Raw genomic sequence first — 24270 nt, 5'->3', positions numbered from 1 at the left:
TCAGTCCCCCCGCCACACTAGTCCGGTTCTATGCGCGAATCTTGCCTCTTGTCCATACCAGACGAAAGGTCAGCAGGAGGCTGACCTTGCCGGTGCTTGAGATCGCCGCGGCATCGCGGCCATTGGTCACGCGCCGCCGATCAGGATGCCCGCCGCCAGCACCAGCGCACCGCCCAGAACCACCTGAATCGCAGCTCGGAAGAAGGGCGTCTCCATGAAGCGATTCTGGATCCAGGCGATCGCCCAGAGTTCGATGAAGACGACGATCAGGGCGATGACCGTCGCGGTCCAGAAGGACGGGATCAGATAGGGCAGCGCATGGCCGAGGCCGCCGAGCGTGGTCATCACGCCGGTCGCGAGGCCCCGCTTCAGCGGCGAGCCGCGGCCGGAGATCTTGCCGTCGTCATGCGCAGCTTCCGTGAAGCCCATGGAGATGCCGGCGCCGACCGAGGCCGACAGGCCGATGAGGAAGGTCGTCCAGGGATTCTGGGTGGCGAAGGCGGTGGCGAAGATCGGCGCCAGCGTCGAGACCGACCCGTCCATCAGGCCGGCGAGGCCCGGCTGCACCCAGGTCAGGACGAACTGGCGCCGCGCCGCCATGTCCTCCTCGTTGCGGCGGTCCTCCGGCAGGTTCTGCTGTTCGAGGTCTTCGGCCGCGTGGATGTGACCGGCCTCGGCCAGCGCCAGGTCGCCGAGCAGCTTTCGGGTGTCGGCGTCGCGCGTGCGGCCGGCCGCCGCGATGTAGAAGTCGCGGGCCTGGCGCTCCATGTCGGCCGCCTCCTCCCGGATGCGCTCGAGGCCGAGATTCTCGACCAGCCAGACCGGACGGCGGGTGTAGAAATCCGCCACGTGCTCGCGGCGGATCGGCAGGATCAGCTCGCCGAAGCGCTTGCGATAGGTGTCGATCAGTTGCCGGCGATGCTCGCTCTCCTCCGCCGCCATGCCGTCGAAGACCTTGGCCGAATCGGGAAATTCCTGCCGCAGGCGTTCGGCATAGGTCGCGTAGATCTGCCCGTCCTCCTCCTCCGAGGAGATCGCGAGCGCCAGGATCTCCTGTTCGCTCAGGCTGTCGAAACGGCGGCGGCCGGAAAAGCCGGGGAGAGACAGTCGGGGAAGCATCGCACCCTCAGTTTAGAACGCTTCTAAGAAGCTTCGTAACTACGGGAGAGCCGGCGCGCAGGCAAGTGCTTCCGCGCCGCTACGGAGCGAGCGCCGGATGCGGTCGGCGGCAGTCGGAATCGTCTGGTCAGGCCGCGGCCGGCAGATCCAGGCTCACGGTGGTCCCCTCGCCCGGCACGGAGGAGACGGCGAGGACGCCCTTGTGGATGGCGGCGATCCGCTCGGCGATCTTCAGCCCGACGCCGAGCGAGCCGCTCTTCTTGACCGAGGCGAGCTCGACGTCGGCGGCCTGGGGATCGGCCACGAAGCCCGGGCCGTCGTCGCTGACGCAGATGCGGCCGGGCTCCTCCACCCGCACGGTGATCGCCGTGCCCTTCGGCGTATGCTTCATGGCATTCTCGACGAGGTTGCGCACCAGCGTCACCAGGAGCGTGCGCGAGACGTCGGACCGCGGATCGCCGGAACACTCGAAGGCGATCGTGCGGCCGCTGGCGAAGACCAGCGGCGCCAGCTGCTCGACCGTGTCCTCGACCAGCGGCCCCAGTGCTTCGGCCTTGAACGCCTCGCCCTCGGCGGCATCGAGCCGCGCCAGCGCCGTCAGCTGCTCCAGCGTGTGGGTGAGCTTGTCGAGGTCCTTCTCCGCCTTGCGGGCGCGGCTGCCCTCGATATGGGCGAGTTCCAGCTTGACGATCGACACCGGCGTGCGGATCTCGTGCGCGATCGAGGCCGCGAACACCTTCTGTGAGCGGATGAGCTCGTCGATGCGCCGCAGCGCGCGGTTGACCGAGGCGACGAGGTGGCTGATCTCGCTCGGCAGGCCGGCGGCGGGAAGCGCGCGGATCGGCCGGCGTGGATCCAGCGCGTCGGCGACCCGCACGGTCCGCTCCACCGGCTTCAGCGCATGGCGGATCGAGACGATCGTCGCGCCGATGACGAGGATCAGCATCAGCCCCATCGGCCAGACCATGTGGACGAACATCTCGCGCGCCATCACGACGTAGATCAGCCGGCGCGGATCGCCGATGCTGGCGAAGTCGACGACCATCGTCTGGCCGTCGTCGAAGCTGATCGTCCGGCCGCCGACGAGGGTCAGCGGCTTGCCCTCGACGATCGTCCGGTCCCACAGGTCCGGCGGGTTCACCTCGACCGGCATGAAGTGCTCGGTGCATTCCTCGTGGCAGTTGGTGTAGAGGACCCGGCCGTCCGTCCCGCGCACCCGCATCCAGTAGCCCATGGGCAGGCTCTCGCCGGTCGGCTCGGACACGAGGCCGTAGCGCTCGACGAGCGCATGCGGCGGCCTGCCGGCGCGCGCTCCCGCCGGCCGGTCATGGAAGGCTTCGGCGACGATCTGCGTCTCGTTCTCGATCAGCATCTGGCCGAGCGCCGCATTGTCGAACCAGTAGTGCGAGAACACCACGCAGGCCTGGATGAACATGGACAGGAGCGCGAAGGCGAGGATCCGCTTGGCGACCAGCCCGATCAGCGATCCCTTGCGCCGCATCAGCCGACCGTTCGCAGCATGTAGCCGATGCCGCGCACCGTCTCGATCACCGCGCCCGCCGGCACTTCGGCGAACTTCTTGCGCAGCCGCGACACCGCGAGTTCCAGGGCATTGGTCGAGAGGATCTCGTCGAATTCCGAGAGCGCCGTCTCGAGGCGGCGCTTCGAGACGACGCGGTCGACCTCGCGCATCAGGAGTTCGGCGAGCTGTCGCTCGCGCGGCGGCAGCTGGATCGCCGTGCCGTCGCAGGAGAGGCTGGCGGTCGCCGGGTCGTAGCGCAGGTGGCCGGCGGTCAGCACGGGCGTCGTCCCGCTGCCGCTGCGCCGAGCGAGCGCCCGGCAGCGCGCCAGGAACTCCCGGTGGTGGAACGGCTTGGCGAGGTAGTCGTCGGCGCCCGCATCGAGGCCGGCGATGCGCGAGTCGACGTCGCCCATCGCAGTGACGATCAGGACCGGGAGATCGGTGTCGGCCTCGCGGATCTCCCGCAGGAGGTCGAGGCCGTTGCCGTCGGGAAGGCCGATGTCGAGCACGAGCAGGTCGTGCTCGCTGTTCTTCAGCGCGTTGCGCGCGTCCTCCGCGGTGGAGACGGCATCGATCCGCCAGCCGGCGCCGTGCACCGTCTCCTTCATCAGCTCGGTCAGCCGGTCGCTGTCCTCGACGAGAAGCAGCCGCATGGTCAGCCGTCCGCCCGCTTGCGCCCGGTCACCATCGCTCCCACCAGGTTCTCGCGATGGCGGAAGCTCTCGACGATCGCCGCCAGCGCGTGAAGTCCGGCCAGGAGCATGATCGAATTGGCGCACACCGCATGGACCTCCTTCACCCATTTGACGCCCCAGAAGGCGTCGAGGGTCATCATGAAACCCGATCCTGCCGTCAAGGCAAGCAGCAGCATCAGGGCGAGCATCACAACTGCGGCAAGCGGGTTGTGTCCGACGAAGCGCGGCTCCTCGCCCCGCAGAAGGGCGCGCGTATAGGCGATGAGCGAGCCGGGCATCGGGACGAAGTCGGCAAATCGCGCATGCCGCGTGCCGACGAAGCCCCAGACGAGGCGGATGGCGAGCAGCGCGGCGACCGTGTAGCCGACATAGCGGTGCGCGGTCTTGCCTTCCTCGAGGATGAACAGATTGAGGACGCAGCCGGTGACCACGCCCCAGTGAAAGAGGCGCACCACCGGGTCCCAGACCCGCACCGTGGCCTCCTGCCGGAGGGGCCGGATCGCCCCTCCCTGCTCCGACACGGCCGACATGGTCAGTCGGCCTCGCCGGTCGGGTAGATCTTAGCGGACGCCGGATCGACGTAGATCTCGGCCCGCTCGCCCTTGTCGGTGAAGGCGTAGACCTCGTAGCAGCTGCCGCGCAGGCTCATGCTGCGGATGTCCTTATAGCCGGCCGCCTCGACCTTCTTCTTCAGCACGTTCTCCTTCATCCACTGCGACTTCGGAACATTCGTGCAGCTGTTTCTCTCGGTCTCGGCATGCGCAAGCGCCGGCGCCAAAGCAACCAGCACGACCGCAGCGGTCAACATCTTCGACATGTTTTCGCCTTTTTCCAAACCGCCGACACTTGTTCTGCCGGCGAGAAGGCTCATGCCGGAAGACCACTGTCGGCCGCCTGTCTATCGGCGCCCAGACGAAGTCCCTATGCTTTCCAAAGCTTTACAATTTCGCAATCTCGGCCTCAGCCTTTCACCGCGCCATAGGCGTCGAGCGCCCGCTGGCGGCCCCGGCCGTGGTCGACGATCGGCTTCGGATAGGTCTCGCCGAGCGTCACCCCCGCGTCTTCCAGCGTCGCGGCGTCGGCTTCCCAGGGCGCATGGATGGCCTTTGCGGGCAGATCCTTCAGCTCCGGCACGAAGCGCCGGATGTAGTCGCCGTTCCGGTCGAACTTCTCGCTCTGGGTGATCGGGTTGAAGATCCGGAAGAAGGGCTGCGCGTCGGCCCCCGTCCCGCCGATCCACTGCCACTGCGCCGTGTTGGAGGCGATGTCGCCGTCGACCAGCGTGTCCCAGAACCAGCGCTCCCCCTCGCGCCAGTCGATCAGCAGATCCTTGGTGAGGAAGGAGCCGACGATCATCCGCACGCGATTGTGCATCCAGCCGCATTCCCAGAGCTGGCGCATGCCCGCATCGACGATCGGATAGCCGGTCAGGCCCTTCTGCCAGGCCTGGAGGTCCGCCTTCGCGGACCGCCAGCCGAACCGCTTGAAGCGGTCGTTGAAGTCTTCGCTCGCCAGCGCGCCGAAATGGTAGAGCAGGTGATAGTTGAAGTCGCGCCAGATCAGCTCCTGCCGGAACGTCCTGATCGCCTCATCGGGGATCGTCTTGCGCCGTCCGGCGAAGGCGCTGGCGGTGTGCCAGAGCCGGTAGGGCGAGATCTCGCCCCACCGCAGATGCGGCGACATGCGCGACGTCGCATCGTCCCGCGGCCGCTCGCGGCCGTGATGGTAGTCCTCCAGGAGTTCGTCGCAGAAATGCTCGAAACGCTCCTGCGCCGCCGTTTCGCCGACGGCCCAGAACTCTGCGATGCCGGCGGACCAGTCGGGCTTCGTCGGCAGGAGGTCCCAGTCCTCCAGCCGGTCCGACTTCGGGAAGGCGCCCGGCTGCTTCAGCCCGGCCGGCGGATCGATCGGATCGCGCGGCTCGCCCCGCTCCTGCAGCTTCTTGCGGAACGGCGTGTAGACCTTGTACCAGCCGACGGTCGTGGTCTTCACCGCTTCCGGCGCATGCAGGATGTTGGCGGTGAAGCGCTCCACCGCGACCTCCTCGCCGAACGCCTCGGCCACCGCGTCGTCGACCGCCCGCGAAGCCGGGTCGTAGCGGCGGTTCATGAACAGTGCCGTGGCGCCGACCGCCTCGACGACGTCGAGCACCGCGCCCTTGGCCGCGCCCCGGCGCAGCGTCAGCTGCGACCCGATCCCCCGCAGGCTGCGGCCGAAGGCGTCCAGCGAATGATGCAGCCACCATTGATGCGCGCCGCCGAGCGGCCGCACCCCGTCCGACTCCTCGTCCAGCACCACCAGCGGCACCACCGGGCGCCCGGTCTCCGCCGCATGGGCGAGCGCCGGATTGTCGTCCAGCCTCAGATCGTCGCGCAGCCAGACCACGATCGGACCGCCCGTGCCGCCTTCTCTTGCCTTCGCCATGCCGCTGAGCCGCTCCTCGCCTTCGTCCGCACCGGCGCCTGAACTGTGGCGGGGACCGGCGATCAGGAGTCCGCTGCGACGAAAGTGCCCGGCCGGCATGGCCGGCCCGGCGCGGCCGGTTGCGCGAAGGCCCCGAGCGAACCGGCTGTTCGAGCGGGAGAAACTGCGGGCGAACCGGCCGTCATCGGACCGTCATGATGCACCGCGCCTCGGCCGCGAATCCCGAAGCCGTTCCGTCGATGCGCGCCAGTACTCGACTGCGCGATTTTTCCGCATAGGGCGGCGATGCCTCGTGAACAGGCCTTTCCACGCGCCGCGAAACTTGGTTTTATTTCGGGCAAACCAACCGGGGGTCACCGATGTCTCGCATCATCAAGAATCTTGGCAGCCTGCGGCTCGGCCGCTCCGCGCTGGAGAACCACGTCATCGACGAGCTCCTGGCCGGACGGCTCGACCGGCGCGCCTTCCTGCGGCACGGCAGCCGGGTCGGCATGTCGATGGCGGCGATGGCGGTGGCGCTGAAGACGGTCGGCTTCGACCCGATCGGCGAAGCGAAGGCCCAGACCGGCAAGCCGGGCGGCACGATCCGCATCGCGCTGACGGCGCCCGCCGGCAAGATCGACCCGGTGACGGTGTCGGACCAGTACGGCCTTCTGGTGCTGCAGCAGGTCGGCGACTTCCTGGTGCTCGACGGGCCGGACCTCACGCTGAAGCCGATGCTGGCGACCGAGTGGAAGCCGAACGACGACGGCTCGGTCTGGACCTTCAAGCTGCGCAAGGGCGTGAAATTCCACAACGGCAAGACCATGACGGCGGACGACGTCGTCGCCTCGATCGAGCGTCTCGCCGATCCCGCCAACGGCTCCAACGCCCTCTCCGCCTTCAAGGGCATCCTCTCGAAGGGCGGCACCAAGAAGGTCGACGACGAGACGGTCGCCTTCCACCTCGACGCGCCGAACGGCAATTTCCCGTACTACCTCTCCTCGGACAACTACAACGCGATCATCCTGCCGGCCGACTATTCCGGCGATTTCGAAGCGCATATGGTCGGCACCGGGCCGTTCAAGCTGGAGAAGTACACGCCGAAGGTCGGCGCGACGTTCGTGAAGAACGAGGACTACTGGGGCGGCCCGCCGCTGCTCGACAAGGTCGAGCTCAGCTTCTACGACGCGCAGCAGCCGCAGGTGCTGGCGCTTCTCGGCGGCCAGGTCGACGTCATCCAGCAGGTGTCGGTGCAGGGCTCGCAGAGCCTGTTCAACAATCCGGCGGTGAACATCATCCGCCTGCCGTCCGACGCGCATCGCCAGATCCACATGAAGTGCCAGAAGGGACCGTTCGCGGACAAGCGCGTGCGCCAGGCGATGGCGCTGACCTTCGACCGCGAGAAGCTCATCCAGGGCCTGTTCCGCGGCTGGGCGGCGCTCGGCAACGATTCGCCCTTCGCGCCGATCTTCCCCTCGACCGACAAGTCGGTGCCGCAGCGCCGGCAGGACATCGCCAAGGCCAAGCAGCTGATGGCCGACGCCGGCACCTCGGGCTTCGACGTCACCTTCACGACCATGTCGATCCAGGAACTGCCGGCGCTGGCGAGCATCATCAAGAACTTCGGGGCCGAGATCGGCATCAACATCAACCTGAAGATCGAGGATTCCGGCGCCTATTACGGCAGCGCCGTGCCGGGCAAGTCGGACTGGCTGGATTCGGAATTCGGCATGACCGACTACGGCCATCGCGGCATTCCGAACGTCTTCCTCACCGCGCCCCTGAAAAGCGACGGCACCTGGAACGCGGCGAACTTCCAGAACAAGGAATACGACAAGCTCGTCACCGACTACGTCGCCGCGCTGGACCTCCAGTCGCAGCAGGAAGTGGCCGGGAAGATCCAGCGCCTGCTGCTCGACGAGACGCCGATCATCTTCCCGTTCTTCTACGACTACCTGACCGCCGCGTCGCCGAAGGTGAAGAACATGCAGCCCACCGCCATGGGGCAGATCTTCCTGCAGCACGCGACGGTCGGCTGACGATCGTGGGATCGGCATTCGGGCGTTTCCTGCTGCGTCGGCTGGGCCTCAGCTTGTTCACCCTGTGGCTCGTCAGCGTCGTGGTGTTCCTCGGCGCGCAGGTTCTGCCCGGCAATCCCGGGCGGGCGGTCCTCGGACCGCTCGCCGACGCCCGGGCCGTCGCCGCCCTCAACAAGGAGCTCGGCGCCGACCGGCCGCCGGTGCAGATCTACCTCTCCTGGGTCGGCGGCATGCTGCAGGGCGACATGGGCGAGTCCTATTCGTACCGCGCCCCTGTCGCGCCCTTCATCGGCGCGGCCCTCGTCCACTCGCTGAAGCTCGTCGGGATGATCTTCCTGATCGTGGTGCCGCTCGGCGTCGGCGGCGGGGTGATCGCGGCGCTCAATGCCGGCAAGCCGATCGACCGGATCATCTCGGTGGCCAGCCTGTCGCTCACCGTCATTCCCGAATTCGTCTCGGCGATCGCGCTGATCCTGATCTTCGCGGTCATCCTCCGATGGCTGCCGCTCTCGGCGACATGGCCGGACGGCGCCGGGCCGCTCACCCAGATCAGATACCTCATCCTGCCGGCGCTGCCCCTCGTCATCGTCCTCTTCGGCTACATCGCCCGCATGGCCCGCGCCGGCACGGTCGAGGCGCTTTCGTCCGACTACACCCGCACCGCCATCCTCAAGGGCCTGCCCTGGCGCACCGTCCTCACCCGCCACGTCCTGCGCAACGCGCTGGTGCCGACGATCACCGTCATCGCCGCCCAGACCGGCTATGCGCTCGGCGGCCTCGTCGTCGTCGAGACGCTGTTCCGCTACCAGGGCATCGGCAATCTCGTCCTCACCGCCGCCAAGGCCAAGGATTTCGCCATGCTGCAGGCCGGCATCCTGACGATCGGCGCCTTCTTCATCGTCGCGACGCTGATCGCCGACTGCATCACGGTCCTGCTCAACCCGCGCCTGCGGGCGGAGATGGGCGGATGAGCGCCGCGACCGACACGGCCGACACCGCCGCCCCGCTCCCGGCACCTGCCGCGACGAAGGAGCGCTCGACGCTCGGCATCCTGCTGCGAAGCCCGGCCTTCCTCGTCGGCGCCGCGATCGTCCTGTTCTGGGCCTTCTGCGCCGCCTTCGCGCCGGCCTTCGTTCCCTATGATCCGCTCGCCGACGACCTCCTCAACACGCTGTCGCCGCCGTCCGCCGCCCACTGGTTCGGGACCGACCAGATCGGCCGCGACGTGTTCTCGCGCGTCCTCGTCGGCGCCCGCGACATCCTCACCATCGCCCCGCTCGCGACCCTGCTCGGCACGACGGTCGGCACCGCCGTCGGCCTCGTCATGGGCTATTTCGGCGGCTGGGTGGACGCGATCATCGGCCGGCTGATCGAGGTGCTCCTGTCGCTGCCGCTGATCATCGTGGCGCTGATGGTGCTCGTCGCCCTCGGCCCCTCCACCCCGACGGTGGTGGTGGTCGTCGGCCTCGTCTTCACCCCGCTCGTCGCCCGCACGGTGCGCGCCGCGGTCCTCTCCGAGCGCCATCTCGACTACGTCCCGGCTGCGGCCGTCAGGGGCGAGAACGCCCTGCACGTCATGTTCATCGAGATCCTGCCGAACATCTGGCCGCCGATCATCGTCGAGGCGACCGTGCGGCTCGGCTATGCGATCTTTACCATCGCATCCCTGTCCTTCCTCGGCTTCGGCGTGCAGCCGCCCTCGCCCGACTGGGGCCTCGCCATCGCCGAGAACTACGGCGTCCTCGTCGGCGGCTTCTGGTGGACCGTCGTTCCCGCGACCGTCGCGACGGCGTCGCTGGTCGTCGGCGTGAACCTCGTCGCGGAAGGCCTGCAGCGGGCTGTTGCCGAATGAGCCAAACCGACACCCCCGCCGGCGCTACAGCTCCGGCCCTCGAACTCGACGACCTCAGCGTCGCCTACACCGTGCGCGGCCGCGATCTGCCGGTGCTCTCCGACGTCTCCCTGACGATCGCCCGCGGCGAAGCCTATGGCCTCGTCGGCGAGAGCGGGTCCGGCAAGTCGACCGTGGCGCTCGCCCTGCAGCGTGTGCTGCCGCCGAACGGGCGCATCTCCGGCGGCAGCGTCCGCGTCGCCGGCAAGGACGTGACGAACCTCGGCGCCGCAGCGCTGCGGCAGATGCGCGCCAAGGACGTCGCCATGGTCTTCCAGGACCCCGGCAAGGCGCTGAACCCGTCGCTGACCGTCGGGCGGCAGATGGCCGAGGTGTTCGAGATCCTCGGCTCCTCCGGCCGCGAGGCCTACCGGCGCGGCGAGGAGATGCTCGGCCGGGTGCGCATCTCCGACCCCGCCCGCGTCATGGCGAGCTTCCCGCACCAGCTGTCCGGCGGCATGCAGCAGCGCGTCGTCATCGCCATGGCGCTGGCGAAGGACCCGGCGCTGCTGATCCTCGACGAGCCGACCACCGGCCTCGACGCGACGATCGAGGCGGAGGTGCTCGACCTCGTCGACACGCTGCGCCAGGAGTTCGGCGCCGCCGTCCTGTTCATCAGCCACAACCTCGCCGCCGTCGCCTCGCTGTGCAGCCGCGTCGGCGTGCTCTATGCCGGCAAGCTGGTCGAGGAAGGGCCGGCGCGCGACCTCTTCAACGATCCGCGCCATCCCTACACCGCCGGGCTGCTGCGCTGCCTGCCGCGGGCCGGCTTCAAGGGCGGCGCGGCGCTCGACAACATCCCCGGTTTCCCGCCGCAGCCGGGCACGATCCGACAGGGCTGCGTCTTCGCGCCGCGCTGCGGCCTCGTCGAAGAGCGCTGCCGCGTCGACGCGCCGCCGCTCTACGACATCGGGAGCGGGCGCGGCAGCCGCTGCCACTTCCACGACCGCGTCGACGAACTGCCGCGCATGAGCGACGTTCCGCCGGTCAACGCGCCGGAGCGCGGGCCGGACGTCGAGCCGGTGCTGAAGCTCGAGCATCTGTCGAAGACCTACGACCTGCCCGGCAACCGCCGCGTCCAGGCGCTGCGCGACGTGTCCCTGACGCTCGCGCCGGGCGAGACGCTCGGCCTCGTCGGCGAGTCCGGCTCGGGCAAGTCGACGCTCGCGAACCTCGTCCTCGGTCTCGTCGAGCACGACAAGGGCGGCGCGATCAGCCTCGACGGCACGCCCATCCCCGCGAGCGTCCATCAGCGGCCGCGCGAGGCGGTGAAGGCGATCCAGATTGTCTTCCAGAACCCGGATTCGGCGCTCAACCGTGCCCATACGGTGAAGCACCTCATCGGCCGCGCGGTGGAACGGCTGGCCGGCGTCGGCGGCGCCAAGCGGAACGAGCGCATCACCCAGCTGCTCGAAGCGGTGCGCCTCACCCCGCGCCAGCTGCCGGCAAAGCCCCGCCAGCTCTCCGGCGGCATGAAGCAGCGCGTTGCGGTCGCGAGGGCCTTCGCCGCCGATCCCCGCGTCATCGTCTGCGACGAGCCGACCTCGGCGCTCGACGTCTCGGTGCAGTCGGCGATCCTCAACCTTCTGACCGAACTGCAGTCCGAGCGGCAGGTGAGCTACATCCTGATCTCACACGATCTCGGCGTCGTGCGGCATCTCTCGGACCGCATCGCCGTGATGTATCTCGGCCGGCTGATGGAGATCGGCCCGGCGAGAGCCGTGCTGCAGGGCCCGCACCACCCCTATACCGAGGCGCTGCTGTCGGCGGCGCCCACCGTCACCGGCGAGCGCGGCACGCGGATCAAGCTGGAAGGCCAGATCCCGAGCCCGATCGATCCGCCGACGGGCTGCGTTTTCAACACCCGCTGCCCGCGCAAGTTCGGCAAGGTCTGCGAGACCGAGGAGCCGCCGCTCGCCGAAGACGAGTTCGGCCACGCCATCCGCTGCCACCTGCCGCGCGACAAGCTCGGCCGCAGCCCGGAGGCGGCGCCCGCCGCGCCGCAGGAGAGCCTCGCATCATGACATCGGCAGAGGCCGCAGGCGCCGCACCGCCGCAGAGCGGCTGGTTCGATCGCGTGCGCGAGATCACCCTGCGCCTCGTTGCCTGGCCGAGCGTCACCGGCAGCGCCGACGAGGCGGCGTTCGGGCCGCGTCTCGACGCCTTCCTCGCCGACCTGCCCGCCTTCCGCGACCGTCCGGACCGGCTGCGGCTGATCCCGGCGCCGGAGCTTCCCGGCTGCTCCAGCGTCGCCGCGCTGGTGCGCGGTCGCGGCCGGCGGACCCTCGTCCTCGCCGGCCATTTCGACACCGTCGGCATCGAGAACTACGGCGCCCTCGCGCCGCTCGCCTGCGATCCCCTGGCGCTGCGCGAAGCGCTCCGGACGGAGCTGACGAAGCCCGCGACGGAGGCCGAGCGCCTTGCCGCCGAGGATCTCTCCGGCGACGACTTCCTGCCCGGCCGCGGCATCCTCGACATGAAGAGCGGCATCGCGGCCGGCATCGCCGTGCTCGAAGCCTTCGCCGAGGACGAGAGCTTCGACGGCAACCTCCTGCTCCTCGCGACGCCCGACGAGGAGAACCGCTCGCGCGGCATCCGCTCGGTCCGCGACGCCCTGCCCGCCCTGGCGCGCGACTGGGACCTCGACATCGTCGGCGCGATCAATCTCGACGCGACGAGCGACCTCCACGACGGCTCGGCCGGGCGATCGATCTTCCTCGGCTCGGTCGGCAAGCTGTTGCCCTTCGCCTATGTCGTCGGCCGCCCGGCGCATGCCGGCTATCCCTTCGAAGGCCTCAGCGCCGGCCTGATCGCGGCCGAGATCGTCCGCGAGATCGAGGCGAACGTCGAGATGGCGGAAAGCGTCGAGGGCGAGTGGAGCGCGCCGCCGGTCTGCCTCAGCCTCGCCGACTTCCGCGTGCGCTATGACGTGACGATGCCGGACCGGGTCTGGCTCGCCTTCAACATCCTTTCCCAGCGCCGCACGCCGGCCGAGGTGTTCGCGCTCTTCGAGGCTGCGGTCGCCGCGGCGATGGAGCGCGCGATCGCGCGCACCGCCGCCCAGGCCGCCGCCTTCCCGGGCGCTCCCGTCGCCGCCTATCCACCGAGGGTCATCACCTTCGCCGCGCTGAAAGACCTCGCCGCCGCACGGGGCGGCGATGCGGCCGGCGAAGACTCGCCGCCGGCGGACGACGACAACCCCTTCGCCGTGACGCCGCCGCTGGTCGACGCGCTCGCCCGCCGGGCAGGGCTGGAGGGTCCGGTGGTGGTGATCGGCTTTGCCGGCCTGCACTATCCGGCCGTCCATCTCGACCCGGATCAGGCGACGCATCGGCAGTTGGAAGCGGCGCTGCGCTCCGCCGCCGGGTCGGTCGCCGCCGAATACGGCACCACCATCGGCGTGCGCCACTATTTCTCGGGCATTTCCGACATGAGCTTCCTCGGCCACCGCGCCGCCGGCCTGGAACTCGTCGCGGCCAACACGCCGCCCCCGGCCTTCGTCGACCGGCCGGCGGACGACATCCTGAGCTTCCCGGTGATCAACATCGGCCCCTGGGGCCGCGAGTTCCACCAAAAGCTCGAGCGTCTGCACGTCGGCTACGGCTTTGAGGTGCTGCCGGCGCTGATCGCGCGGACCGTCCGGCAGCTGTTCCAGACGACCGACGCCTGAGGCACAGGATCAGCATCTTTCCGTAGAGTACTGTCTCTGCTGGACAAACGATCGCTCAGGCGAGCGCGGGATAGCCGGCCGCCTCTGCCTGCCGCTCATAGGCGAGGACGATCTCGTAGTCTTCGGCCGTCACCGGCTCCACTCCCGCCAGCCCCAGCGCCTCCGTCGCCGCGGCGAGTTCCGGGTCGGCGATCGCTTCTGCCAGCGCCCGGCGCAGAAGCGCGATCTCTTCGGCCGATGCCGACGCCCGCGTGACGAAGGGCAGCGACGGGCTCTTCGCCGTCTCCGCGAGGACGCGCACGCCCGCGGTCAGATCCGGCCGGTGCCGGCGGGCAAGGCCGAAGGTGACGCAGTCGACCGCTGCGACGTCCGCTTGCCCCCAGGCGACATGGTCGAGGCTGGCGAGATGGCTGCCGGTCTCGACGACGGCGCCGAAGAACCGCCCGTCCGTTGCCAGCGGCGCGACGGCGTGGCGGAGGAGGTTCATGCCCGAATTGGAGTCCCGCCCGTTCATCGCGGCGCGGCCGCCGCGCAGGTCGCCCAGCGCCTCGTAGTGCGAGCCCACCGCGACGACGACCACGCTGCAATGCGCCGCGCCGGAACAGCCCGGCCAGCGATAGACCGGCGCCGCCACCGGTGCGACGATATCCGCGAGCTGCGTCATCAGGGGATAGCCGCAGGTCTGGGCGAGGCGCAGCGCCGGGTCGCGCCAGATCTCACCGAGCGGCCGGTCGCGATCCAGAGTCTCCGGCACGCCGGAGAGCCCCGCCGCGCGCAGGCGCGCCGCGATCCCGGTCCAGAGGGCGTCGTTCGCGGAGTGCAGCCAGGGCATGTCGTACATTCCGAGGCTGGCGGTGCGGGTCATGGGCTCGACTGTCGCGGGAGAAGAATGAGGCTGGCCGATCGCGCCGAAGCGGCCGGCACCGGCGTCTCGGCGGTGACGGCGGGCACCCTCGCCCGGCCCGGCCGTCGTGGCAGCCGCCGACTGGGCGATCAGGCCGGCGCGCCGCCGTCCGTCGCGTCCGGCGCGCGGCCGAGCGGATGCGCCGGGCGGTCGTGCGGGGCGACGAAGAAGCGGCGGAAGACGTCCTTGTAGCCCTCGTAGAGCAGGCCGCCATTGGCGCCGAGGAGCGCCGCGCGGTGCTCGCGGTACCATTCCGGCAGCCGGTACCAGGGCAGCGTCGGATGCGCGTGGTGCGCGGCGTGCAGATTGTTGTTGAGGAAGAGCAGCGCCAGCACGGGCGAGCCCTCGACGATCGCCGTGCGCTTCGACACCGCGCCTTCGGCCTTGTGCTCGGCGAAGGAGCGGATGAGCAACAGCGCCGTGCCGGGGTAGACGAAGGTCGCGAGATAGGCGAGCGGCGAGATCCCGCAGACGCTCCACAGCCAGGCGATGACGACGGCGCAACCGAGCAGGTGCCGCGCCCAGATCGACAGGAGCAGGCGGTCGCCGGCCCGGATCGCCCGCGCCTCCGACCAGAGGAAGCGGGTGATCGACCAGGCCGGCCCGATCACCAGCCGGCCGGCGAGGCAGGTCTGCGCCTCGACGAGGCCGCGGGCGAGCGGGCTGAGCTTCGCCCAGTCCGCCTCGATCCAGTAGTAGGATTCCGGATCGTCCAGCGGGTCGGTCAGCCGCTCGTCGCGGTGGTGGCAGAGATGCATGGTGCGATAGCGCGCGAACGGGATCCACAGCGACAGCGGCACAAAGCCGAGCGCCCGGTTGACGGCGCGCCACTTGGTCGGATGGCCGTGGATGATCTCGTGCTGCAGGGAGCCCTGCCAGGCGATGGTCCAGGCCGCCGCCGGCACCAGCAGCACCAGCGGGATCAGATGGTGAAAGAAGGTCAGCGCGCCCCAGGCCGCGTAGATCGCGATGGCGAGGATCAGGGTCGGCCACTCCACGGCCTGGCCGCGGCGGAAGGGAGTTGCTGCGAATCGAGGCGCTGTCGTCATGCGCCCATGATTCGGGCGAAACCCGCCGATGCACAATTCTGCACTTCACCAAGCCGTGATGAGGATTGTCGCGAAACCTGCCCAGCTATTGAAAAAGATCACCAATTGGTGCGTTTCGCATCAGGTGAGCGCGCGACAAGTCGCCGAGACGGCGATCGCCTCCGCCCTCCGCCGAACTCGCGCCTCAGCCCGCCGGCTAAAGCGCCCGCGCCTCGTCGAGGCTCATGCGCCCCGCCGTCAGCCGCACCGTATCCTCGTCCGAGCGTTCCCCGGCGATCGCGGCGGCGACGCCGTCGCCGATCAGGGGCCCGAGCTTGAAGCCGTGGCCGGAACAGGCGCTGACGACCCAGGCCTTCTCGCCCCAGGGCTTGACCTGGAACTCCTCGCTGGGGTCGCGGGTGACGGTGTAGAAGCAGATCTTCTTCTCCAGCACCTGATAGCGGTCGAAGTCGCGATAGGCGAGCCGCGCCGCCTTGTTCAGCCGCGCGACGTCGGCGTCGGTCGCGATGCGGTCGCCGTCGGCGTCGCCGGCGCGGGTGAAGACGTGGTCGCCGACCTTCAGCCGCGTCCCGTTCCTCGGCGGCAGCGTATAGGTGCCGCTCTCGGTGCCGAGGTCGATCAGCACCGGCGCGGTCTTCCACGCTTCGACGTACTCCGCCGGGGGCGCGAGATACAGCACCGCCTGGCGCGACGGCACGACGGCGTCCGCCACCACCGGCGTCAGCTTGTTCACCCAGGCGCCGGCGGCGATCACGATCCGGTCGGCGCGGTACGTCTCGCCGTTCGCGACCAGCGTCCCCGCCTCGGGGTCGATGTCGCTCACCCGCGCGTCGGCGTGGAAGACGACGCCCTGATTGCCGAGCCACACCGTGAGGTCGGTGAGGATGCGGATCGGGAAGAGCATGCCGCCCTCCTCCGTCTCGACGCAGCGCGCGAGGCTTTTCGTCTCGATCATCGGGAAGCGCTCGGGCACCTCGGAGAGCGGGATCTCGTGCATCCCCTTGCCGAGCGCCGTCATCGAGCGCGACACCGGCTCGTACCAGTCGACATCGTCGCGCAGGAAGTAGAAGACGCTGCCCGGCGAAAAGTGCAGCGCGCCGATGTCCCTGAACATCGCCTCGTAGAGCGCGAAGGCCCGCGGCATCAGATAGGCGTAGCCCTCCAGCGTGCCGTAGGCGTGCCGGGTGATGCGGTGCTCGTCATAGGAGGTGGCGCGCGGGTTCGGGACCGGCCCCTGCTCGAACACCTCGACCTTGAACCCCCGGCGCGTCAGCGCCCAGGCGGTGGACAGGCCGGCAATGCCGGCGCCGACGACGATGACATGACCGCGGGACTGGGACATGGATGGGTGCTTTCTGCTGGGAATTTGGACTAAGGCATAAGACAAGCGGTGGCAGCAATGCTTGTCGTGGAGAGTGACAGGTGTTGGGAGGGCGCTCCCTCCGCCGCTTCGTCATGCCGGGTCTGACCCGAGACCCATTCCTCGGCGGCGAAACTTACCCTCCATTTCATGACTACATCGAATTCCGAATGAAGAGATTTGACGATTGCGGCGGCTTGGCGTGGATCCCGGCTTAAGGCCGAGATGACGAAACGCAGCGACCCTCCGCTATCAACCAAGTCGCCTCAGAAGGCTCCGAACATCCCAGCTTCGTCATTCTCGGGCTCCGTCCCGAGAATCCAGACTCGCTGCCGCAGCCGTCGCCCCCATTTTCTCCATCGCTCACGAAGTCCGTCGAATCCTACGATCCCTGGATTCTCGGGACGGGTCCCGAGAATGACGACTGTAGAGGCGCGGTCTCTCTTCGTCGTGACCCGCGCCCGACATCGCGCAGCGCCGGACGAACCGCTGTGGCGCCGCAGCGGCCGGCGGATACAGCGCTTCGAGAGACCGCTCCCGTCAACGCGCCGCCTGCCCGCCGGGCCCCACCCTTACCTCCGCAGCCTGCGGCGGCAACCACTTCAGATGCGCCCGCCAATCGTCCCGGATTCCCGCGAAGCGCTTCAGCGACAGCTTCGACAGGTCCGCAAAGCTGCAGGTGCCGTCGATCACGAGGTCGCGGATCGCGTGGCCCGACGCCGGCGAGAGGCCGAAGCCGACGCTCGACATCGTCGCGACGACGACGTTGCCGGGGTCGCTCAGCCGCTCGATCACCGGGCGCCCGTCCGGCGTGTTCTCGATGACGCCCGCCCAGGAGCGGATCACCCGCGCATGCGCGGCCTTCGGCAGAAGTTCGGCGACGCGCTTGGCAAGGTTCCGCGTGACCGAGCCGGACGGCTTCGGCGGCGCCGCGTCGAGCACCACGTCGTCCTGCCATTCGTGCGGACCGCCGCCATAGGCGAGGTTGCCGCGCAGGGTCTGACGGCCATAGAGGCCGTTGCCGTCGACGCCGGTGATCGGCATCATCGCCAGAGGCTCCGTGACGATCATCTCGGCCCGCGCCGCCGCCATCGGCAGGCCGACGCCGATCATCGCGGCGAGCTTGCCGGTCTGCGGCCCCGCCGCGATCACCAGCGCGTCGCAGCCGATCGTGCCCTTCGCCGTCTCGACCCCCGTCACCCTGCCGCCGGCCATCGCGATGCCGGTCACCGCCGTGTGCTGCAGGATCGTCGCGCCGAGGTCCTGCGCTGCCCAGGCATAGGCTTGGGCCGTGCGCTGCGGATTGGCGTGGCCGCCGAAATGGAAGTGGACGCCGGAGACGACGTTGTCGCCGGCGAGCGGCACCAGTTCGCGGACCTGCTTGGGGTCCAGCACCTCCCAGTCGTAGCCGGCCGGCAGGCGCAGGCTCAGCCCCTCGTGGAACTTCTCCTTGCGCGGGTCGACCTGGAAGATGATGCGTTCGCGCTGATACTCGGTGGGATAGCCGAGGAGCTCGTCCATCTGCGGCCACAGCCGCTGCTCCTCGTGGAACAGCGGGCTCTGGTAGTGCGTCGCGCCGCCGCCGTTGCGCCCCGAGGCCTCGAAGCCGACGATGCCCTTCTCGACCACGGTGACGTCGACGCCGGAGCGCGCCAGCCACCAGGCGGTGGAGAGCCCCGTGACGCCGCCGCCGACGACGACCACCGATGTTCCCGTCCGGCTCATCGCCCGCTCCTCAATACGGCATGCCGGCGCGAAGCTGCTCGGCCTCGCGTTCCGTGCCGATGTCCTCGTAGCCGATCCACTGCGTCGCGATGCCGAACCAGACGTTCCAGCCGGCATCCATGTCGGGCGCCTCCTCCCAGTCGGCGAGCACCGACAGCGGCAGCGGGCGCACCGGCGCGCGATAGCCGGCGAGCGGCACAGTCTCCGGCGCGACATTGGCGCCGATCGCCATCGTCAGCGCCACCTGCTCGCGGCAGCGCCGCGCCTGGCAGGCGCCCATGCAGACGCGGGTGAGCCGCTTCATCTGGTCCGGGTTCACCGGGCCGTCCGCGGCGATGGTGGTGAGGTCGCGCCGGCCGATGGCGTTGGAGCGCCAGTCGAGATAGCGCGGCGGCTTCACGCCCAGGAGGTCGCCGCGGGTGACGTCCTCGCAGAGGCAGGCGAGCACGTCCGTTCCGCCTGTGCCAAGCAGTGCCCGAGCCCAGTCGAGCTGGTAGCCGAGGCCGCCGCCGGCGGGCGTCGAGCGCGTTCCCGCTGCATCCGCGTCGGCCGCCGCGGGATCGCTGGCCGCCCTGCCGAGCGAGGCGAGCACCACGCGCCCGGCCCGCTGTCCCGACGCTTCGGCGTCCTCGCCGAGCCCGGCGCAGTCGCCGGCGACGAACACCTCCGCCAGCGATGTCGCGCCCTCGGCCGACGCCACCGGCACGTGCCCGCCCCGCGCCGGCGCCATCTCGCGCGCCGCGCCGAGGACGTCGATCAGCTCGATCACCGGCACCGTGCCGACCGCCATCACGACCGTGTCGCAGGCGAACTCGCGTGTCGCATCCGCATCGTCTCGCTGTGCGAGGACGAGGCCGGTGACGCCCTCGGCATTGCCCTTTGCCTGCAGCGGCACATGGCCGGTGACGATCTCCACCCCCCTGTCCCGCAGCGCCGCAACGGCCTCGGCCGGTCCCTGCGCCGCGTCGCGCACCTCGACCAGCGCCGCGACCTCGAGGCCACGCCTGAGCGCCAGATCGGCCGTCTGGAGCGCCAGCGCACCGGAGCCGACGATGATGATGCGGCGGCCCGCGAAGGCGTCGTAGCGCGCCAGCAGCGTGTGGAACCCTTGCGCGCCCATCACGCCCGGCTGGTCCGAGCCGGCGAAGGTGAAGTTGAGGTCGCGCGCGCCGGTGGCGAGCACCAGCCGGTCGAAGCCGACGAACCAGCTCTTCTCCTCGTCCGCGAGGCCCGCAAGGCCCCTGGCGAGACCGGCGAGGCCGGGCGCCTTGACCCAGGCGCCCCAGACACTCGTCGACAGGCGGACGTCGACGCCCGCCTCCAGCGCCTTGGCCAGCGCCGGGCTCGTCTCCAGCACCTGCTCGACCAGCCGCTCCGGCGTCTGCACGGCGTTGGTCGCGCGCCCGCCGAAGTAGAAGGGCACGTCCATGCCGACGAGGCCGGGCGAGACCGGGTTCTCGTCGACCAGCATCACCGACACGCCGGCCCTGGCGGCCGCGATCGCCGCGGCGCAGCCGGCCGCGCCCGCACCGACGACGAGAACCTCCACCGTCTCCGCGACGGCGATGGATTTGCCCGCGACCGAGAAGCGGTCGGGCGGCGGCAGCGTCACGTCGGTCATTCAGGATGCCTTCAGGGCCTGATCGAGGTCGGCAATGAGATCGTCAGGGTGCTCGATCCCGACCGAGATGCGCAAGGACGAATCCGTCACGCCGACCTCCCGGCGGATGTCCGGCGGCACGAGATAGTGCGTCGTGGTGGCGGAGTGGCAGATCAGGCTCTCGGTCCCGCCGAGGCTGACCGCCATGCGGAACACCTTCAGCCGGTCGAGCATGGCAAAGGCCTCGGCCTCGCCGCCGCGGATCTTGAAGGAGAAGGTCGAGCCCGCCCCGCGGCACTGCCGGTCGTAGACCGCCTTGGCCGCCGAGCCCTGTTCGAGGAAGCCGAGATAGGTGACGCTCTCGACCTTCGGATGGTCCCGCAGGAAGGCCGCGATCGCGCCGGCATTGGCGTTGGCGCGGGCGTTGCGCAGCGGAAACGTCTCCAGCGAGCGCAGCAGCAGCCAGGAGGTGAACGGGTCCATATGCGTGCCGAGGAGCGTGCGCAGCATGCGCACCGGCCCGACCCGCTCCAGCGAGCCGGTCAGGCAGCCGCCGAGAAGGTCCGAGTGCCCGCCGGCATATTTCGTCAGCGAGGTGATGCAGAGGTCGGCGCCGTGCGCCAGCGGGCGCTGCAGCAGCGAGCCGAGGAAGGTGTTGTCGACCGAGATCACCGGCCGGGCGTCCTGCCGCTTCGCTAGCTCGTCGGCGAAGGCCGCGATCATCGCGATATCGGCGATGCCGGCCGTCGGATTGGCCGGCGATTCGACATGAATCAGCCCGATCGGCCCATGCTGCAGCGCGGTCTTCGCCGCCGCCTCGACGCTCTCGCGGCTCAGACCATCCGCGATCGGCACCGGCCTGATGCCGAGCCCGGTCAGCGGGCCGTAGAGCAGGCCGTGCGTGCCGCCATAGAGCGGCGTCGTGTGCAGCATCGACTGGCCGGGCTTCAGATGCGCCAGCATCGTCGCCGAGATCGCCGCCATGCCGGAGGCGAAGGCCGCCGCGTCCTCGGCGCCGTCGAGCACCGCGAGGCGGGTCTGCAGGAGCTTCAGGCTCGGATGGTCGAGCCGGGCGTAGATGAAGGGCGCGTCCTTCTCCGGCGCCGGCCCGTCGAAATAGGCCCGGTGCACGTCCTTCGCCGCCGCCGCGGAGGGATAGGCGAAGGTCGAGGAGAGGACGATCGGCGGCTTCACCGCGCCGTAGGCCTCGGCCGGATCGTAGCCGAAGCCGACGGCGAGCGTGTCGGGATGCAGGCCCTCGCCCGCTGCGTCTTCCGGTGTCACTGGCGTCACTGCACGTCCGCCGTCGGCTCGCCCGCCGCGCCGTCCAGCGCATAGGACAGGGTCGCGTGCGGCTCGGCCCCGCCGGCCGGCGGGGCGCCGGCGAAGGGCGCCGTGCCGAACAGCGCGTCCGAATTTACCGGCACCGCGTGGATCGCCAGCGGCCGCCGGTCGATGCCGGTGCGCGCGGCGATGAAGTCCTGCGCCTTGTCGCAGTACCAGTCGGTAAAGCGCATGACGTAGGACTCGCCCTCCTCGTTGTACGGTCCCGGCGTGTAGCCGAGCGAATTGACGCCGCGCTGGTTCAGCTCGACGAGGTCGCGGTCCTGCCGGTTGGTGATGTTCCAGAGTTCGGTCAGCCGCTCGACGTCGTAGTCGACGCCCTCGACCGCGTCCTGGTGGACCAGCCATTTGCAGGTCACCACGGTCTCGCCCGTCGCCGTCGGCATGGCGCTGAAATAGACCGTCGTATCGGCGGTCGAATGGCAGAAGGAATGCGGCTCGATCGCCCAGCGCAGCGAGCCGACGTCGGGCTGGTCGCCGGCGATCATCAGCTTCTTCACCGCCGGCTGGCCGTCCATCGTCAGCGACACCTGGCCTTCCCGCAGCGGGAAGCGCTCGACCTGCCACCACGGCCCGTCATAGGGCCCCTTGGTGAGGCCGCAGGCGGCGAGCCGCGCATCGTAGGCGGCATGGCGCGGATCCCCGTCCTTGGCGAAATGCGCGCCCTTCGCCTCGCCGATCGGGAAGGTCAGCGCCAGCTCCGGATGGCCGACGGCGCAGTGGTAGCACTCGCGCGCGTTCTCCATCACCAGCTTCCAGTTGCCCTTCTCGAGCAGCGTGTTCTGGTGGGCGAGCTTCGCCTCGTGCAGCCGGTGGGGCGCGAGAAGCGGCTCCAGATGCGAGCGGAAGCGGTCGAAGGCCGGCGGGGTCTCGGCCATGCAGACGAAGATCGCGCCGGCGACCTCCTCGACATGCACCGGCTTCAGCCCGTGCTCGTCGGGCTTGAAGCTCGCCTGCATGTTGCCGGCATGAACGAGCTTGCCGTCGAGGCCGTAGACCCACTGGTGATAGGGGCAGGTCAGGCGCGAGCGCGCGCCCGCGCCATCGGCGCAGACCTGTGCGCCGCGATGCCGGCAGGAATTGTGGAAGGCGCGCAGCGCGCCGTCCCTGTCGCGCGTGACGACCACCGGCGACTGGCCGATCGTCAGCGCCAGCACGCCGCGGGGCTTGGGGATCTCGCAGGTGAAGCCGGCGAGGATCCAGGACTGGCCGAAGATCGCCTCGAGATCGAAGGCGTAGACGTCGGGGCTATTGTAGAGCGCCTGCGGCAGCGAATGGCCCGGCTTGCGCTGGGCGAGAAGTGCCGCGATCATGGACAGGTCGAGCATCGTGCCTCCTATGGATGCACGAGCTTGTCAGCGCCTTGGAACGCTTTCAAATATCGTTTTTGCATCGCCCTATCGAATTGAGGCAAGAGATGCCGATCCGCTCGCCCGACGCGGTCGACGACCCCCGCCCGAAAGCGAAGACCGGCCAGAGCGAAGGCGCCGACGCGGCGCGGCTGTGGCTCCCCCTGAACGCCTTGCGGGCCTTCGAGGCGGTCGCCGAACGGCTCAGCTTCACCGGCGCCGCCGCGTCGCTGCACATCTCGCAGAGCGCGCTCAGCCGCCATGTCAGCCGGCTGGAGGAACTGCTCGGCTGCAAGCTGCTGGAGCGCCGGCCGCAGGGCCTGGCGCTGACCGCCGCCGGCGCCGCCCTCCTGCCGGTGGTGCGCAAGTCCTTCGACGGCATCGAGGCGACCATCCAGTCGCTGCGCCGCAAGGCCGGCACCGGCGGGCGCATGCTGCGCGTCCACATGCCGCCGACCTTCCTGCAGGTCGCAGGCATGGCGCTGCTGCGGGAATTCCGCCTCGCCTTCCCCGACATCTCGATCGACCTGTTCTCCTCGAACGGCGTCGGCCTGCCCCGCGCCACCGTCTGCGACATCGCCATCGTCTTCGACCGGCCGCGCTTCGACGACGCGGTGCGCGACCCGCTCTGGACGATCGGCCAGACGGTCGCCTGCGCTCCGGACATTGCCGAGCGCTGCCGGGGCATGGACCTCCAAACCTTCCTCAGAAGCAACGAGCTCCTGCACACGCGGCTGGAGGGCGAGCCCTTCGGCGTGCTCTGGTCGGCCTTCGCCAGCCAGTTCGGCCTCGACATCGCACCCGAGCGCGGGCTGGCGCTGGATTCCGAACGCCTGACCGTCGAGTGGGCGATGGCCGGCAGCGGCGTCATCCTCGTCGACCCCGACATGTTCGCGCGCGAGATCGCCGATGGCCGGCTGGTCACGCCCTACGAGGCGCGCTGCGAGTCCGGCTTCGGCTACTACCTCACCGTCCATCCCGACGACATGTCCGACCCCGCCATCGCCCTCTTCCGCTCCTTCGTGATCCAGCGCTTCGCCCATGTGCAGGGCGACGGCACGGCCTGATCGCGGCCGCAGGACGACAGGCCGCCGCCTCGGCAGGCCGGTCCGGTTCCGATCTCCTCCGGGCCGAGACGGCGGAAGAACAACATAGCGATCGCTTATCACTTTTTCTTGCATTCCTGGCCGTCAAACCATGCAACCAGCGCTCTCAATCAAGTATATTGACCGGATTAGTCGCCGGGTTCATAGTCATCCTGCGCAGGATGTGTCGCGTTCAGTCGGCAATTGCGCAGTCACGTCACGCAGCCTGCCGATAGGGCATTTTCGTGCAGTCCGGCCGCTTCCTGCGCCTGGGGCCGAGCCGGCAGACTGACCAAAGCGGCCGCGGCCGCTCGGTCGGCGACGCCCGTTCACGCGACAGACAGACCCGGAACGCATGGCAGTGCCTTTCGTGCATGAGCGGCGTGGGCTTCACGACGATCCCCGGAAGCGACACGACGCAGGACGCGTAACGACAACGAGCGACAGTGAAACCGAAAGCGTCCGCGCCGCAATCGTGCCGCCGGACCCGGCCCTGTTGCGCCTTTCGTGAG

19 protein-coding genes are annotated in these 24270 nt (G+C 69.6%); 6 read left to right on the top strand and 13 right to left on the bottom strand.

Annotated elements, in window-relative coordinates; genetic code table 11:
- Positions 1–126: 126 nt before the first annotated feature.
- The 6 genes from mbfA to AB5S17_RS10120 form a co-directional block, all read right to left on the bottom strand.
- Complete coding sequence (gene mbfA / locus AB5S17_RS10145) at positions 127–1119, bottom strand: iron exporter MbfA (protein WP_369238846.1); 993 nt, start codon at positions 1117–1119, stop codon at positions 127–129.
- 127 nt (positions 1120–1246) lie between these two features.
- Entirely contained in the window at positions 1247–2620 is a 1374-nt protein-coding gene (locus AB5S17_RS10140) for a sensor histidine kinase (protein WP_369238843.1), read from the bottom strand.
- Positions 2620–3294 (bottom strand): response regulator transcription factor, encoded by a 675-nt coding sequence (locus AB5S17_RS10135; RefSeq protein WP_369238841.1) that lies wholly within the window; start codon positions 3292–3294, stop codon positions 2620–2622. The genes AB5S17_RS10140 and AB5S17_RS10135 overlap by 1 nt, the downstream gene beginning before the upstream one ends.
- 2 nt (positions 3295–3296) lie before the next feature.
- A complete protein-coding gene (locus tag AB5S17_RS10130; protein ID WP_369238839.1) occupies positions 3297–3866 on the bottom strand; it encodes a cytochrome b/b6 domain-containing protein in 570 nt (189 codons plus the stop codon).
- Between the two features lie 2 nt (positions 3867–3868).
- Entirely contained in the window at positions 3869–4207 is a 339-nt protein-coding gene (locus AB5S17_RS10125; RefSeq protein WP_369238837.1) for a PepSY domain-containing protein, read from the bottom strand.
- 89 nt (positions 4208–4296) lie between these two features.
- Positions 4297–5760, bottom strand: coding sequence for a deoxyribodipyrimidine photo-lyase (locus AB5S17_RS10120; RefSeq protein ID WP_369238834.1), 1464 nt, complete (start codon positions 5758–5760; stop codon positions 4297–4299).
- 359 nt (positions 5761–6119) lie between these two features.
- Between AB5S17_RS10120 and AB5S17_RS10115 the strand changes: the two genes are divergently transcribed.
- The 5 genes from AB5S17_RS10115 to AB5S17_RS10095 are packed head-to-tail and all read left to right on the top strand — an operon-like array spanning position 6120 to position 13342.
- Positions 6120–7781 carry an ABC transporter substrate-binding protein gene (locus tag AB5S17_RS10115; RefSeq protein WP_369238832.1) on the top strand — a complete coding sequence of 554 codons (1662 nt, stop codon included), beginning with the start codon at positions 6120–6122 and terminating at the stop codon, positions 7779–7781.
- Positions 7782–7786: 5 nt separating this feature from the next.
- Positions 7787–8752, top strand: a complete 966-nt coding sequence (locus AB5S17_RS10110) for an ABC transporter permease (RefSeq protein ID WP_369238830.1) — start codon at positions 7787–7789, stop codon at positions 8750–8752.
- Complete coding sequence (locus AB5S17_RS10105) at positions 8749–9633, top strand: ABC transporter permease (protein ID WP_369238828.1); 885 nt, start codon at positions 8749–8751, stop codon at positions 9631–9633. The genes AB5S17_RS10110 and AB5S17_RS10105 overlap by 4 nt, the downstream gene beginning before the upstream one ends.
- Positions 9630–11696 carry an ABC transporter ATP-binding protein gene (locus tag AB5S17_RS10100; protein ID WP_369238825.1) on the top strand — a complete coding sequence of 689 codons (2067 nt, stop codon included), beginning with the start codon at positions 9630–9632 and terminating at the stop codon, positions 11694–11696. Before AB5S17_RS10105 ends, AB5S17_RS10100 begins: the two co-directional genes overlap by 4 nt.
- Positions 11693–13342 carry a M20/M25/M40 family metallo-hydrolase gene (locus AB5S17_RS10095; protein ID WP_369238822.1) on the top strand — a complete coding sequence of 550 codons (1650 nt, stop codon included), beginning with the start codon at positions 11693–11695 and terminating at the stop codon, positions 13340–13342. Before AB5S17_RS10100 ends, AB5S17_RS10095 begins: the two co-directional genes overlap by 4 nt.
- A 55-nt stretch (positions 13343–13397) precedes the next feature.
- Here the strand turns inward: AB5S17_RS10095 and AB5S17_RS10090 are convergent, their stop codons facing one another.
- The 7 genes from AB5S17_RS10090 to AB5S17_RS10060 all read right to left on the bottom strand — a co-directional run bounded on the left by AB5S17_RS10090 (position 13398) and on the right by AB5S17_RS10060 (position 22652).
- The gene (locus tag AB5S17_RS10090; protein ID WP_369238820.1) at positions 13398–14207 is read right to left on the bottom strand and encodes a phosphate/phosphite/phosphonate ABC transporter substrate-binding protein; all 810 of its coding nucleotides are present in this window, start codon (positions 14205–14207) and stop codon (positions 13398–13400) included.
- Between the two features lie 128 nt (positions 14208–14335).
- A complete protein-coding gene (locus AB5S17_RS10085) occupies positions 14336–15244 on the bottom strand; it encodes a fatty acid desaturase (RefSeq protein WP_369238818.1) in 909 nt (302 codons plus the stop codon).
- Between the two features lie 247 nt (positions 15245–15491).
- The gene (locus tag AB5S17_RS10080) at positions 15492–16637 is read right to left on the bottom strand and encodes an NAD(P)/FAD-dependent oxidoreductase (protein ID WP_369238816.1); all 1146 of its coding nucleotides are present in this window, start codon (positions 16635–16637) and stop codon (positions 15492–15494) included.
- Between the two features lie 558 nt (positions 16638–17195).
- A complete protein-coding gene (locus AB5S17_RS10075) occupies positions 17196–18380 on the bottom strand; it encodes an NAD(P)/FAD-dependent oxidoreductase (protein WP_369238814.1) in 1185 nt (394 codons plus the stop codon).
- Positions 18381–18390: 10 nt separating this feature from the next.
- A complete protein-coding gene (locus tag AB5S17_RS10070; RefSeq protein WP_369238812.1) occupies positions 18391–20001 on the bottom strand; it encodes an FAD-dependent oxidoreductase in 1611 nt (536 codons plus the stop codon).
- On the bottom strand, positions 20002–21273 hold the full coding sequence (locus tag AB5S17_RS10065) for a cystathionine gamma-synthase family protein (protein WP_369238810.1): 1272 nt from the start codon (positions 21271–21273) through the stop codon (positions 20002–20004).
- The gene (locus tag AB5S17_RS10060) at positions 21270–22652 is read right to left on the bottom strand and encodes an aromatic ring-hydroxylating dioxygenase subunit alpha (protein WP_369238808.1); all 1383 of its coding nucleotides are present in this window, start codon (positions 22650–22652) and stop codon (positions 21270–21272) included. Before AB5S17_RS10060 ends, AB5S17_RS10065 begins: the two co-directional genes overlap by 4 nt.
- Positions 22653–22741: 89 nt before the next feature.
- Here AB5S17_RS10060 and AB5S17_RS10055 point away from each other — a divergent pair, with 89 nt between their 5' ends.
- Positions 22742–23740 carry a LysR family transcriptional regulator gene (locus AB5S17_RS10055; protein WP_369238806.1) on the top strand — a complete coding sequence of 333 codons (999 nt, stop codon included), beginning with the start codon at positions 22742–22744 and terminating at the stop codon, positions 23738–23740.
- Positions 23741–24270: the final 530 nt, after the last annotated feature.

The organism is Jiella sp. M17.18 (assembly GCF_041027365.1).
In the GTDB taxonomy this organism is placed as follows: domain Bacteria; phylum Pseudomonadota; class Alphaproteobacteria; order Rhizobiales; family Rhizobiaceae; genus VKMB-3413.
This window is presented reverse-complemented; position numbering and strand designations above follow the sequence as displayed.